Here is a 13,363-nt window from a genome sequence, read left to right on the forward strand (position 1 = left end):
GCGCGGGGAACCGGGCACGAGCGCGGCCCCCACCGCGAGCAACACGAGGGGGCCGAGCATCTCGCCACCGTACGATCGCCTCGCCGCGCCCACCGCCCACCCAGGCACCCCCCGCGTAGACTCGTCAGGTTCCGTCCACGACACAGGAGCGACATGAGAATCACCGGCCTCGGCCACGCGGGCATGTTCATCGAGACGGCGGGCGGCAGCATCCTCTGCGACCCCGTCATCGGTCCGAGCTTCTTCGGCTCGTGGTTCCCGTTCCCCGACAACCGCGCGCTCGACTGGGAGCGCTTCGGTAAGGCGGACTTCCTCTACATCTCGCACCGCCACCGCGACCACTTCGACCCGGCGATGCTCGAGCGCTACGTCCCGAAGGACATCAAGGTGCTCCTGCCCGAGTACCCGACCGACGACCTCGAGCAAGACCTGATCGCGCTCGGCTACACGAACCTCGTCCGCACCGAAGCCGGTGTTCCCCTGCAGTTCGGCGACCTGAAGCTCATGGTCACGCCGCTGCGCGCGCCCTCAGACGGCCCCATCGGCGACTCGTCGTTGTCGCTCGACGACGGCACCGCGTCGATCCTCAACCAGAACGACTCGCATCCCCTCGATCTCGAGAAGCTCTTCGACTTCGGCACGCCCGACGCCTACTTCACGCAGGTCTCCGGCGCCATCTGGTGGCCGATGGTCTACGACCTGCCCCAGGATGCGAAGCAGAACTTCGCGAAGCTCAAGCGCGACGCGCAAAACAAGCGCGCGATGTACTACATCGAGAAGGTCGACGCCCCCCACGTGTTCCCCATGGCGGGTCCGCCGATGTTCCTGCGCGAGGAGCTGTTCCGCTACAACGGCACCGGGCTCGAGGACGACTCGATCTTCACCGACCAGCGCGAGTTCCTCGCGCACATGAGAGAGCAGCGCCCCGATCAGAAGGGCTACCTGTTCCTGCCGGGCACCGAGGTCGAGGTGCGGGGTTCCGATGTGACCGTCACGCAGACGCTGTACACCGACGCCGAGATCGAACGCGTCTTCGGCGACAAATGGAACTACCTCGCCGAACAGCGCGACAGCCGCCAGGCCGAGGTGCAGGCGGAAGAGGCGACGCGCGCCGAGGTCATCCCGCCGGCCGAGATGCTCGCCGCTCTGAAGGAATGGTGGGAGCCCCTGCTGCGGCGCGCGCGCACGATCCGCAACGGTGTGGGCGGGATGGTGCGCTTCCGCATCGGCGAGCTCGACATGGTCGTGGACTTCCCGAAGGCGAAGCTGCGCGAGTACGCCGGCGAAGAGTGCATCTACTGGTACACGATCCCCGCCGACCTCGTCTCGACGAACATCCGCGACCACGAGATCGACTGGTCGAACTCGATCTTCCTGTCGATGCAGTTCGAGGTGGGCCGTTCGGGCAAGTTCAACGAGTTCCTCACGACGTTCCTGAAGTGCCTGTCGCGCGACCGTATCGAGTACGTCGAGAACTGGTACGCCGAGCAGTCGGATCAGACCGAGGATGCCGAGATCGACGGCTGGACCGTGCAGCGCCGCTGCCCGCACCTTCGCGCCGATCTGACCAAGACCGGCAAGATCGAGGACGGCGTGCTGACCTGCTCTCTGCACGACTGGAAGTGGGACCTGGCCACCGGTCGGTGCCTGACCACGACCGGACACCCGATCCGGTCGACGCCCAGCGGCGAGCGTGCCGCCGCCGAGGTCGCCGCGGGCTGAGGTGAGCCCGGGCCGAGGTCGCCGCGCTGAGGTCGCCCGCGGGAGGAGAACCCGGGAGCGGAGGACCAAGACCGCGGCATCCCTCCTCCCGTCCCCGAATCTCCTCCGGCCCCGCGGGACCCCATCCATGACCCCGCGCCCGCACCGCCGCACGACCCGGCACCCGCACGACCCGCCGCCGCATGCCGCGCCGCCCCCGGCGCGCTACGCCATGTTCTCCGCAGCCACATCATCCCCACCCGCGCCGCCCCGTCCCACCCGCTAAGCTGGATCACGAACCACAGCAACCTTTAACCCCGTCCCGTGAGGCGGAGAAGGGAGCGGCGGATGAATACGCGCACCGTCATGCACGATGCCGATATCGCCCGCGCTTTGACGCGCATCTCGCACGAGATCCTGGAGTCCAACAAGGGACCGGAAGGACTCGTCCTCCTCGGCATTCCGACCCGCGGCGTCACGCTCGCGAACCGGATCGGTCCCCTCGTCAGCGACTTCGGGGGAACGACCGTCCCGGTCGGATCGCTCGACGTGACGATGTACCGCGACGACCTGCACCGCAATCCCACGCGAGCACCACGGAAGACCGAGATCCCCGCCGGCGGCATCGACGGCAAGACCGTCGTGCTGATCGACGACGTTCTCTTCTCGGGTCGCAGCATCCGCGCCGCGCTCGACGCCCTGCAGGACATCGGGCGCCCCGCCGCCGTGCGGCTCGCAACGCTGATCGACCGTGGTCACCGCGAGCTGCCGATCCGCCCCGACTTCGTGGGCAAGAACCTCCCCAGCGCCCGCGACGAGCGCGTGAACGTGCGCCTGTCCGAGACCGATGGCGTCGAGGAGGTGACGATCGAGTCATGAGGCACCTCCTCGACACCCAGCACCTCTCACGCGAGGAGGCCCTGACGATCCTCGACGTCGCCGAGGACATGGCCGACACCCAGCGCCGCGAGGTCAAGAAGCTTCCGACGCTCCGCGGCAAGACCGTGGTCAACCTCTTCTTCGAGGACTCCACGCGCACACGCATCTCCTTCGAAGCCGCCGCCAAGCGCCTGTCCGCCGACGTCATCAACTTCTCCGCGAAGGGCTCGAGCGTCAGCAAGGGCGAGTCGCTGCAGGACACCGCGCAGACCCTGCAGGCGATGGGGGCGGATGCCGTGGTCATCCGCCACGGTGCGTCCGGCGCCCCGCGCACCCTCGCCACGAGCGGCTGGATCACCGCCGGTGTCGTCAACGCCGGCGACGGCACGCACGAGCACCCCACGCAGGCGCTGCTCGACGCGTTCACGATCCGCAAGCGCCTCTTCGGCGACGACAGCCGCGGCCGCGACCTCGACGGCATCCGCGTCACCATCGTCGGCGACGTGCTGCACTCGCGTGTCGCGCGCTCCAACGTCTGGCTGCTGCACACCCTGGGCGCGCGCGTGACGCTGGTCGCCCCGCCCACTCTGGTGCCGCAGGACGTCAGCGGCTGGCCCATCGAGGTCGACTACGACCTGGATCACGCGATTGCGGCGGGACCCGACGCGCTGATGATGCTCCGCATCCAGCTCGAGCGCATGAGCGCCGCGTATTTCCCGACTGAACGGGAGTATTCACGTCGTTACGGTCTCGACGCACGGCGCCTGGCGGCCCTTCCGACCGATAGCATTGTCATGCACCCCGGCCCCATGAACCGGGGTCTGGAGATCTCCGCCGAAGCCGCCGATTCGCCTCGCTCGACGGTGCTCGAGCAGGTCGCGAACGGCGTCTCCGTGCGGATGGCCGTGCTGTACCTGCTCCTCGCGGGCGAACGGCCCCACACCGACAGAGAGGACCTTCGATGAGCCACGCCACCCCCCAGACCCTGCTGGTCCGCGGCGCGCGCGTCGAGGGTCAGGATGCCACCGACCTCCTCGTCCGTGACGGCGTCATCGCCGAGACCGGCACCGGCCTATCGCACGAGGGCGCCACGGTCATCGACGCCGACGGGCTCGTCGCCCTGCCCGGCCTCGTCGACCTGCACGTGCACCTGCGCGAGCCCGGGTTCGAGGCATCCGAAACCGTCCTCACCGGATCGCGCGCCGCCGCCGCCGGAGGCTTCACCACGGTCTTCGCCATGCCGAACACCTCGCCCACGGCCGACACCGCCGGCGTCGTCGAGCAGGAGCTCGCCCTCGGCGAGGCCGCGGGCTACGTGCACGTGCAGCCGATCGGCGCCGTCACCGTGGGGCAGAAGGGCGAGCGGCTCGCCGAGCTCGGCGCGATGGCCGACTCCCGCGCCCGGGTGCGGGTGTTCAGCGACGACGGCTTCTGCGTCTTCGACCCGCTCATCATGCGGCGAGCACTCGAGTACGTGAAGACGTTCGACGGAGTCGTCGCCCAGCATGCGCAGGACCCGCGGCTCACCGAGGGGGCGCAGATGAACGAGGGCGCCGTCTCGGCGGAGCTGGGGCTCACCGGCTGGCCGGCGGTCGCGGAGGAGTCGATCATCGCGCGCGACGTGCTGCTGGCCGAGCACGTGGGCTCGCGCCTGCACGTCTGCCACCTCAGCACCGCGGGCTCCGTCGACATCATCCGCTGGGCCAAGAAGCGGGGCGTGAACGTGACCGCCGAAGTGACCCCGCACCACCTGCTGCTGACCGACGAACTCGTGCGCGACTACGACGCGCGGTACAAGGTCAACCCGCCGCTGCGGCGCGAGGAAGACGTGATGGCCGTGCGCGAGGGCCTGGCCGACGGCACGATCGACATCGTCGCGACCGACCACGCGCCGCACCCCGCCGAGGCGAAGGCGTGCGAGTGGGCGGCCGCCGCGAACGGCATGGTGGGCCTGGAAAGCGCTCTGCGCGTCGTTCAGCAGGCGATGGTCGACACGGGGCTCCTCGACTGGGCCGATGTCGCCCGCGTGCTGTCGAAGACCCCGGCCCGCATCGGTCGTCTGGACGGACACGGCACGCCCGTTGCTGCGGGGCAGCCGGCGTCGTTCACGCTGTACGACCCGCGTCCGTCGCGACCCTTCGCGATCGATGATCTGCGCGGACGAAGCAAGAACTCGCCCTACCTCGGCCGTGAGTTGCCGGGCGAGGTGCGCTGGACCGTGCGCCGCGGCGTCGTCACGGTGGCTGACGGCGCTCTGCTCGATGCTCCCGGAGTGCTCGCGTGAGTCGCGAAGGCGCCCTGCTCGTCATGGTGGGGGTGGCCGTCGTGCTCCTCGCCCTGCTCGCGTGGGCCTGGGTGCGACGAACGCGGCGCGATGCGCGCTACTCCGCCCCGGTGGGGGAGCTGCCCGAGGACGCCGTCGAGACGGCGGTGTTCCCGGGACTCTACGTCGCCACGACCCGGCACGACGAGCCGCTCGAACGTCTCGCGATCAAGGGCCTGGGCTTCCGCTCCCGCGTCGACGTCACGGTCACCTCGGCCGGCGTCGCCCTCGATCTCCCCGGCCAGCCCCGCATCGCGCTCACCCGCCACCGTCTGGTGGACGCGGCGCAGGCGACCGTCGCCATCGACCGTGTGGTCGAGCGTGACGGCCTGACGCGCGTCAGCTGGCGCATCGACGACGAGACCGTCGTCGACACCTACCTCCGACCTCAGGATGCCTCGGCGAAGGCCCTCGCCGACGCCATCCGTACGCTCATCACCCCGACAGGAAGCGACGCATGACCGCCCTGACCCCTTCCTCGCGCCTCACGCGAGACCCCGCCGTCCTCGTGCTGGAAGACGGCACGCGCTACACCGGCCGCGCGTACGGCGCGCGCGGCGAGACCCTCGGCGAGGTCGTCTTCGCCACCGGCATGACCGGCTACCAGGAGACGATCACCGACCCCTCGTACGCGGGCCAGATCGTGCTGCAGACGGCACCCCACATCGGCAACACCGGCGTGAACGACGAAGACCCCGAGTCGCGGCGCATCTGGGTCGCCGGCTACGTGGTGCGCGACCCCTCGCGCATGGTGTCGAACTGGCGGGCGAACCGCTCGCTCGACGACGCGCTCGTCGAAGACGGCATCGTCGGGATCTCCGGCATCGACACTCGCGCGGTCACCCGTCGCATCCGCTCCTCGGGCAGCATGCGGGGTGGCGTCTTCTCGGGCGACGCGGCGAACCTGGATGCCGACGAGCAGCTGCGCCGCGTGCGCGAAGCGCCCGGCATGGCCGGTCGCAACCTGAGCGCCGAGGTGTCCGTCGCCGAGGTCGAGGTGACCCCCGCCACCGCGGAGCGCATCGGCAACCTCGCCGTTCTCGACCTCGGCGTCAAGCAGTCCACGATCGACAACCTCGCGGCCCGCGGGTTCGACGTGCACGTCTTCCCCCAGTCGGCGACGATCGACGAGATCCGCGCGATCGAGCCGGTCGCGGCGTTCTACTCCAACGGACCCGGCGACCCCGCGGCCTCCGACCAGCACGTGGAACTGCTGCGCGCCGTGCTCGGCGACGGCCTGCCGTTCTTCGGCATCTGCTTCGGCAACCAGCTGCTCGGCCGCGCCCTCGGCTTCGGCACCTACAAGCTGCCTTTCGGCCACCGCGGCATCAACCAGCCGGTGCTCGACAAGACCACGGGCCGCGTCGAGATCACCTCGCAGAACCACGGCTTCGCGGTCGACGCCCCGCTCGACCAGGTCGTCGACAGCCCGAACGGCTTCGGCCGCGTCGAGGTGAGCCACATCGGCCTCAACGACAACGTCGTGGAGGGTCTGCGTGCCCTCGACATCCCCGCGTTCAGCGTGCAGTACCACCCCGAGGCCGCTGCCGGACCCCACGACGCCAACTACCTGTTCGACCGCTTCCGCGAGATGGTTCTCGCCACGATGGAGACCAAGAAGAATGCCTAAGCGCGACGACATCCACTCCGTCCTCGTCATCGGCTCCGGCCCGATCGTCATCGGTCAGGCCTGCGAGTTCGATTACTCCGGTACCCAGGCCTGCCGCGTCCTGCGCGAAGAGGGGGTGCGCGTGATCCTCGTCAACTCGAACCCGGCGACGATCATGACCGACCCCGACTTCGCCGACGCGACCTACATCGAGCCGATCACCCCCGAGGTCATCGAGTCGATCATCGCCAAGGAGAAGCCGGATGCCGTTCTCCCCACGCTCGGCGGGCAGACCGCGCTGAACGCGGCGATCCAGCTGCACAAGCGCGGCATCCTCGAGAAGTACGACGTCGAGCTCATCGGCGCCGACTTCGACGCGATCAACCGCGGCGAGGATCGCCAGATCTTCAAGGAGCTCGTCCTCGAGGCGGGCGCCGACGTCGCGGCATCCGTCATCTGCCACTCCATGGACGAGCTGCTCGCCGGCGCCGAGAAGCTCGGCTACCCGCTGGTCGTGCGCCCGTCGTTCACCATGGGCGGCCTCGGCTCCGGCTTCGCGTACGACGAGGCCGACCTCCGCCGCATCGGCGGTGCGGGCCTGCACGACTCGCCCACCAACGAGGTGCTGCTCGAGGAGTCGATCCTCGGATGGAAGGAGTACGAGCTCGAGCTCATGCGCGACACCGCCGACAACACGGTGGTCGTCTGCTCGATCGAGAACGTCGACCCCGTGGGCGTGCACACCGGCGACTCGATCACGGTGGCTCCCGCGCTCACCCTCACCGACCGCGAGTACCAGAAGCTGCGCGACATCGGCATCGACATCATCCGCGCCGTGGGTGTCGACACCGGTGGCTGCAACATCCAGTTCGCCGTGGACCCGAAGACCGGTCGCATCATCGTCATCGAGATGAACCCCCGTGTCTCGCGGTCGAGCGCGCTGGCGTCGAAGGCGACGGGCTTCCCGATCGCCAAGATCGCCGCGAAGCTCGCGATCGGCTACCGGCTCGACGAGATCCCGAACGACATCACCAAGGTGACCCCGGCGAGCTTCGAGCCCACGCTCGACTACGTCGTGGTGAAGGTGCCGCGGTTCAACTTCGAGAAGTTCCCCGCCGCCGACACCACGCTGACGACCACCATGAAGTCGGTCGGTGAGGCGATGGCGATCGGCCGCAATTACACCACCGCTCTGCAGAAGGCTCTGCGGTCCCTGGAGAAGCGCGGATCGAGCTTCCACTGGGGTGAGGAGTCGCGCTCGGTCGACGAGCTGCTCGAGATCGCGAAGACCCCGACCGACGGCCGCATCGTCGTGCTGCAGCAGGCGCTGCGCAAGGGCGCCACGCCCGAGCAGGCGTTCGACGCGACGGCGATCGACCCGTGGTTCATCGACCAGATGGTGCTCATCAACGAGGTCGCGGCGTTCATCGGCGAGGCTTCGGAGCTGGATGCCGACACCCTGCGCGTCGCGAAGGAGCACGGCTTCAGCGACGCGCAGATCGCACAGATCCGCGGTCTCGACGAGGCCGAGGTGCGCGAGACCCGCTACGCCCTCGACGTGCGCCCCGTCTACAAGACCGTCGACACCTGCGCGGGGGAGTTCCCGGCCCTGACGCCGTACCACTACTCGAGCTACGACGCCGAGACCGAGGTCACCCCCTCCGACCGCACGAAGGTCGTCATCATCGGCTCGGGCCCCAACCGCATCGGCCAGGGCGTCGAGTTCGACTACTCCTGCGTGCACGCATCGTTCGCGCTGTCGGATGCCGGGTACGAGACCGTCATGGTCAACTGCAACCCCGAGACCGTCTCGACCGACTACGACACCAGCGACCGCCTCTACTTCGAGCCGCTGACGCTCGAAGACGTGCTCGAGGTGCTGCACGCCGAGAGCCAGTCGGGCACCATCCTCGGTGTCGTCTGCCAGCTCGGCGGCCAGACGCCGCTGGGTCTGGCCAAGGGCATCGAGGCCGCGGGTTACACGATCCTCGGCACGAGCCCCGAGGCGATCGACCTCGCCGAGGAGCGCGAACTGTTCTCGCGCCTGCTCGATGAGGCCGGCCTCGTCGCCCCGCGAAACGGTACGGCGATCGACGTCGAGGGTGCGGTCACCGTGGCCGAGGAGATCGGCTACCCCGTGCTCGTGCGTCCGAGCTTCGTGCTCGGCGGTCGCGGCATGGAGATCGTCTACTCGACCGAGGCGCTGCGCGACTACTTCGTGCGCGTCGCCGACCAGGCGATCATCGGCCCCGGACTCCCGCTGCTCGTCGACCGCTTCCTCGACGACGCGATCGAGCTGGATGTCGACGCCCTCTTCGACGGCACGGATCTCTACATCGGCGGCGTCATGGAGCACCTCGAAGAAGCCGGCATCCACTCCGGCGACTCGTCCTGCACCCTCCCACCCGTCTCGCTCGGTCGCACCGAGGTCGACCGCGTGCGTGAGGCGACTCTCGCGATCGCAAAGGGCGTCGGCGTCCGCGGGCTGCTGAACGTGCAGTTCGCGATCTCGGCGGGCGTGCTCTACGTGATCGAAGCGAACCCGCGCGCAAGCCGCACCGTACCGTTCGTGTCGAAGGCGCTCGGCATCCCGCTCGCGAAGGCGGCCAGCCGGATCATGGCCGGTAACACCATCGCCGAACTCATCGCCGAGGGCCTGCTGCCCGAGAACGATGGCTCGCGCGTGCCGCTGGACGCGCCGGTCGCCGTGAAGGAGGCCGTGCTGCCGTTCAAGCGGTTCCGCACCGCCGACGGTCACACGGTCGACTCGGTCCTCGGGCCCGAGATGCGCTCGACCGGTGAGGTCATGGGCATCGACCGCGACTTCCCGACCGCGTTCGCGAAGTCGCAGGAGGCCGCGTACGGCGGGATGCCGACCTCGGGCACCGTGTTCATCTCGGTCGCCGACGCCGACAAGCGTGCGGTCATCCTGCCGGCCCACCGGCTGCAGGAGCTCGGCTTCACGCTCATGGCCACCGAGGGGACGGCCGAGATCCTCGCCCGCAACGGCATCCGGGTCCAGGTCGTGGAGAAGTACTCCGAGACGCAGGGGTCCGGCCAGCAGAACGTGGTCGACCTCATCAACGCCGGGGAGATCGACATGATCGTCAACACCCCCTCGGGCGGCACCGCCCGTGCCGACGGCTACGAGATCCGCGCGGCGGCCGTCGCCGCCGACAAGGCGCTCTTCACCACGATGGCCGTCCTCGGCGCCGCGGTGAGCGCCCTGGGCGCGATGAAGGACGGCTTCGGGGTGCGTAGCCTGCAGGAGTACGCGACCGACCGTGCGGGGCGCCTGTGAGCGAGACGTTCGGCCAGCGGCTCAGCGCCGCGCTGTCGACACATGGCGCGCTGTGCGTCGGCATCGACCCCCACGCTGCACTGTTGTCGACGTGGGGGCTGGATGCCACCGCTGCCGGGGCACGCGAGTTCGGTCTGCGGGTGGTCGAGGCCGCCCGCGGCCGGGTCGGCGTCGTGAAGCCGCAAGTGGCGTTCTACGAGCGCTACGGCTCACGTGGTTTCGCCGCGCTCGAGGACATCATGGCGGCTGCCCGCGAAGCGGGTCTGCTCGTGATCGCCGACGCCAAACGCGGCGACATCGGCACCACCATGGAGGGCTACGCCCACGCGTGGCTCGAGCCCGGGTCGCCCCTGGAAGCGGATGCCGTGACCCTGACGCCCTACCTCGGTGCCGATTCGCTGCGCGACACGCTGTCGATGGCCGTGCGCCACGGCAAGGGCGCGTTCGTCCTCACAGCGACGAGCAATCCGGAGGCGCGCGCGCTGCAGAGCGCGATCGTCGACGACGCCCTCGCCATCGGCGACCACGAGCACGTCGCCGCGCGCGTCGCGCACGACGTCAACGAGGCGAACATCGGCGCGCCGGGAGCCTTGGGCTCGATCGGTGTCGTGGTCGGTGCCACGGTCGATCGCTCCGCCTACGGCCTCGGTGATGTGGCCCTGGCGGGGATGCCGATCCTCGCCCCCGGGTTCGGCGCGCAGGGTGCCGAGCCCGCAGATCTCGGCCGGTTGTTCGGGTACGTGGCCTCCGCGGTGGTCGCCAATGAGAGTCGCAGCGTTCTCACGGTCGGACCGGACCGTCTCGCCGCGCGCATCGAGGAGCGTGCGGCGCTGTACCGGGAGGTGCCGCGTGGCTGAGTCCCGCCGCCCGCCCGAGGTCGATCGTGCCGCCGCGTCCCGCCGCGCCGTGGCCGCTCGTCGCGAACGCGCGGCGTTGAAGCGCGACGTGTCGACGCGCGTGATCACCCCGCAGGAGCTCTTGCGTCGAGGACTCGCCGACCCGCTGTCGGCCGCCGGCGCGATGCGGGTGACCGAGTTCCTCACCGCTATCCCCGCGATCGGGGAGAGCAAGCGCGACCGCATTCTCACGTCCCTGGGCATCTCACCCGTCAAGCGGCTCGGGGGACTGGGCTCGCGTCAGCGTGACGCCCTCCGCGACTACCTCGACAGCCGCTGGCCCGAGCCCGGCCCGCGCGCCGGACGGAGCCGGTTGATCGTGCTCGCCGGTCCCACCGCCGTGGGCAAGGGCACGGTCGCGGCCTACATCAAGGATCACCACCCCGAGATCCATCTGTCGGTGTCGGCGACGACGCGCAGCCCCCGCCCCGGCGAAGTCGAGGGGGAGCACTACTACTTCGTCGACGACGCCGAGTTCGACCGTCTCGTCTCCACCGGGGCGCTGCTCGAGTGGGCCACGGTCCACAACCGCCACCGCTACGGCACGCCGCGCGAGCCGATCGAGCGGGTGCTGGCGAGCGGGGGCACGGCACTGCTCGAGATCGATCTTCAGGGCGCCAGACAGGTCCGCGCCGCCGAGCCGTCGGCGACCCTCGTGTTCCTGCTCCCGCCGAGCTGGGACGAACTCGTCCAGCGCTTGGTGGGGCGGGGCACCGAGGATGCCGAGGAGCGGGCGCGCAGATTGCGCACCGCTCGCACCGAATTGGCGGCACAGAACGAGTTCGACTATCGGGTCGTGAACGACGACGTCGCCTCGGCCGCGGCCGAGGTCGTCGCCCTCGCAGCCCGCCGACCCGGTGATGCGACGCGCTGAACAGATACTCGACGCGGGCGGATCCCCGGTCGAGTAGAATGACAGGATGCTTCGGCGCTGAGCGCGCCGCATCCACCCATCCCGCCGAACCAGGAGGTTCCCCATGGCCGGACGTAACCAGGGCATCATCGACCCGCCCATCGACGCGCTGCTCGACAAGGTCGACTCGAAGTACCAGCTCGTCATCTACGCGTCCAAGCGCGCGCGTCAGATCAACGACTACTACTCCGACCTGCACGAGGGAAACCTCTTCGACAACGTGGGCCCGCTCGTCGACTCCACCGTCGAAGACAAGCCGCTCACGATCGCACTGCACGAGATCCACGAAGACAAGCTGCGCCTGCGCGCCGCGGAGTAATCCACATCTCCCGTTCACACGTGCTCTGTGCACAGATGTGACGATGCCCCGGGCGGCTGACCGCCACCCGGGGCATACTTGTGCCCGTCCCCATTCGCTCACCTCACGGAGTCGTCTTGACCGACCTGCGCCTGTTCACGTCCGAGTCCGTCACCGAAGGACACCCCGACAAGATCTGCGACCAGATCTCCGACAGCATCCTCGATGCGATCATCACCGACGACCCGACGGGCCGCGTCGCCGTCGAGACCCTCGTCACCACCGGACTCGTCCACGTGGCCGGTGAAGTGTCGACGAGCGCCTACGTCGAGATCCCCGCGATCGTGCGCGATGTGGTCAACCGCATCGGCTACACCTCGAGCGAGACCGGCTTCGACGGCGAGTCGTGCGGTGTCTCCATCTCGATCGGCGCGCAGTCGTCCGACATCGCCGCGGGCGTCAACAAGGCTTTCGAGCAGCGCGAGCGCGGCTCCGTCGATCCGCGCGACCTGCAGGGCGCGGGCGATCAGGGCATCATGTTCGGCTTCGCCACGACCGAGACGCCGCAGCTCATGCCGATGGCGGCGTGGACCGCGCACCGCATCGCCGAGCGCCTGGCATCCGTCCGTAAAGACGGCACACTTCCGTTCCTGCGGCCCGACGGCAAGACGCAGGTGACCCTCGGCTACGACGGTCACATCCCACGTACGGTCGACTCCGTCGTGCTCTCGACGCAGCACCACCCCGACATCTCGCAGGAAGACCTGCGCGCGCAGGTCCAGGCCGAGGTCATCGACCCGGTGCTCGCCGAGACCGGACTCGAGCTCCCCGACGTCAAGTACTACATCAACCCCGCGGGGCCCTTCGTCATCGGCGGCCCGAAGGGCGACGCCGGACTCACCGGCCGCAAGATCATCATCGACACCTACGGCGGAGCGTCGCGGCACGGTGGTGGAGCGTTCAGCGGCAAGGACCCGTCCAAGGTCGACCGCTCTGCCGCGTACGCGATGCGATGGGTCGCGAAGAACGCCGTGGCGGCGGGCCTCGCCGACCGGCTCGAAGTGCAGGTGGCCTACGCGATCGGCAAGGCCAACCCCGTGGGGCTGTACGTCGAATCCTTCGGTACAGCGCACGTCGCCGACGAGGTCATCGTGCGCGCGATCCGCGACGTGTTCGACCTGCGCCCCAAGGCCATCGTCGAGCAGCTCGACCTTCTGCGCCCCATCTACGCGCGGACGGCGACCTACGGTCACTTCGGCCGCGAACTGCCCGACTTCACGTGGGAGCGCACCGACCGCGTCGACGAGCTGCGCGCTGCCGCCGGGCTCTGACCGTGCGCGCGCGCCGCGCGGGCGCCATGAGATGCGACGGACCCCGCGCCGGTGCGGAGCCGCCGCGTGAGGCCCTCCGAGGTGGTCGGGCGGAGCGAAGCGACACGGGGAG

11 protein-coding genes are annotated in these 13,363 nt (G+C 69.5%); all 11 read left to right on the forward strand.

What is annotated here, in order from left to right; genetic code table 11:
- Nucleotides 1–153: 153 nt before the first annotated feature.
- The 11 genes from PIR02_17410 to metK all read left to right on the forward strand — a co-directional run bounded on the left by PIR02_17410 (nt 154) and on the right by metK (nt 13,251).
- A complete protein-coding gene (locus tag PIR02_17410) occupies nt 154–1,722 on the forward strand; it encodes an MBL fold metallo-hydrolase (GenBank protein WZH36509.1) in 1,569 nt (522 codons plus the stop codon).
- Nucleotides 1,723–2,049: 327 nt separating this feature from the next.
- The gene (pyrR, locus tag PIR02_17415; GenBank protein ID WZH36510.1) at nt 2,050–2,580 is read left to right on the forward strand and encodes a bifunctional pyr operon transcriptional regulator/uracil phosphoribosyltransferase PyrR; all 531 of its coding nucleotides are present in this window, start codon (nt 2,050–2,052) and stop codon (nt 2,578–2,580) included.
- Nucleotides 2,577–3,545: an aspartate carbamoyltransferase catalytic subunit gene (locus tag PIR02_17420; GenBank protein WZH36511.1), complete on the forward strand. Its 969-nt coding sequence runs from the start codon at nt 2,577–2,579 to the stop codon at nt 3,543–3,545. The genes pyrR and PIR02_17420 overlap by 4 nt, the downstream gene beginning before the upstream one ends.
- On the forward strand, nt 3,542–4,864 hold the full coding sequence (locus PIR02_17425) for a dihydroorotase (GenBank protein WZH36512.1): 1,323 nt from the start codon (nt 3,542–3,544) through the stop codon (nt 4,862–4,864). The genes PIR02_17420 and PIR02_17425 overlap by 4 nt, the downstream gene beginning before the upstream one ends.
- The gene (locus PIR02_17430; GenBank protein ID WZH36513.1) at nt 4,861–5,364 is read left to right on the forward strand and encodes a hypothetical protein; all 504 of its coding nucleotides are present in this window, start codon (nt 4,861–4,863) and stop codon (nt 5,362–5,364) included. The genes PIR02_17425 and PIR02_17430 overlap by 4 nt, the downstream gene beginning before the upstream one ends.
- Entirely contained in the window at nt 5,361–6,533 is a 1,173-nt protein-coding gene (gene carA / locus PIR02_17435) for a glutamine-hydrolyzing carbamoyl-phosphate synthase small subunit (protein WZH36514.1), read from the forward strand. Before PIR02_17430 ends, carA begins: the two co-directional genes overlap by 4 nt.
- On the forward strand, nt 6,526–9,813 hold the full coding sequence (gene carB, locus PIR02_17440) for a carbamoyl-phosphate synthase large subunit (protein ID WZH36515.1): 3,288 nt from the start codon (nt 6,526–6,528) through the stop codon (nt 9,811–9,813). The genes carA and carB overlap by 8 nt, the downstream gene beginning before the upstream one ends.
- Nucleotides 9,810–10,670, forward strand: coding sequence for an orotidine-5'-phosphate decarboxylase (gene pyrF / locus PIR02_17445; GenBank protein WZH36516.1), 861 nt, complete (start codon nt 9,810–9,812; stop codon nt 10,668–10,670). The genes carB and pyrF overlap by 4 nt, the downstream gene beginning before the upstream one ends.
- On the forward strand, nt 10,663–11,583 hold the full coding sequence (gene gmk, locus PIR02_17450; GenBank protein ID WZH36517.1) for a guanylate kinase: 921 nt from the start codon (nt 10,663–10,665) through the stop codon (nt 11,581–11,583). Before pyrF ends, gmk begins: the two co-directional genes overlap by 8 nt.
- A gap of 103 nt (nt 11,584–11,686) precedes the next feature.
- On the forward strand, nt 11,687–11,941 hold the full coding sequence (rpoZ, locus tag PIR02_17455; GenBank protein ID WZH36518.1) for a DNA-directed RNA polymerase subunit omega: 255 nt from the start codon (nt 11,687–11,689) through the stop codon (nt 11,939–11,941).
- Nucleotides 11,942–12,057: 116 nt separating this feature from the next.
- Entirely contained in the window at nt 12,058–13,251 is a 1,194-nt protein-coding gene (gene metK, locus PIR02_17460; GenBank protein WZH36519.1) for a methionine adenosyltransferase, read from the forward strand.
- The last annotated feature ends 112 nt before the right edge of the window (nt 13,252–13,363 follow it).

Origin of the sequence: Microbacterium enclense (assembly GCA_038182865.1) — a bacterium.
Classification (GTDB): Bacteria; Actinomycetota; Actinomycetes; order Actinomycetales; family Microbacteriaceae; genus Microbacterium; species Microbacterium enclense_B.

Coding starts and splice junctions, on each gene's coding strand:
- PIR02_17410 (WZH36509.1), top strand. CDS start 154: ATGAGAATCACCGGCCTCGGCCACGCGGGCATGTTCATCGAGACGGCG.
- pyrR (WZH36510.1), top strand. CDS start 2,050: ATGAATACGCGCACCGTCATGCACGATGCCGATATCGCCCGCGCTTTG.
- PIR02_17420 (WZH36511.1), top strand. CDS start 2,577: ATGAGGCACCTCCTCGACACCCAGCACCTCTCACGCGAGGAGGCCCTG.
- PIR02_17425 (WZH36512.1), top strand. CDS start 3,542: ATGAGCCACGCCACCCCCCAGACCCTGCTGGTCCGCGGCGCGCGCGTC.
- carA (WZH36514.1), top strand. CDS start 5,361: ATGACCGCCCTGACCCCTTCCTCGCGCCTCACGCGAGACCCCGCCGTC.
- carB (WZH36515.1), top strand. CDS start 6,526: ATGCCTAAGCGCGACGACATCCACTCCGTCCTCGTCATCGGCTCCGGC.
- rpoZ (WZH36518.1), top strand. CDS start 11,687: ATGGCCGGACGTAACCAGGGCATCATCGACCCGCCCATCGACGCGCTG.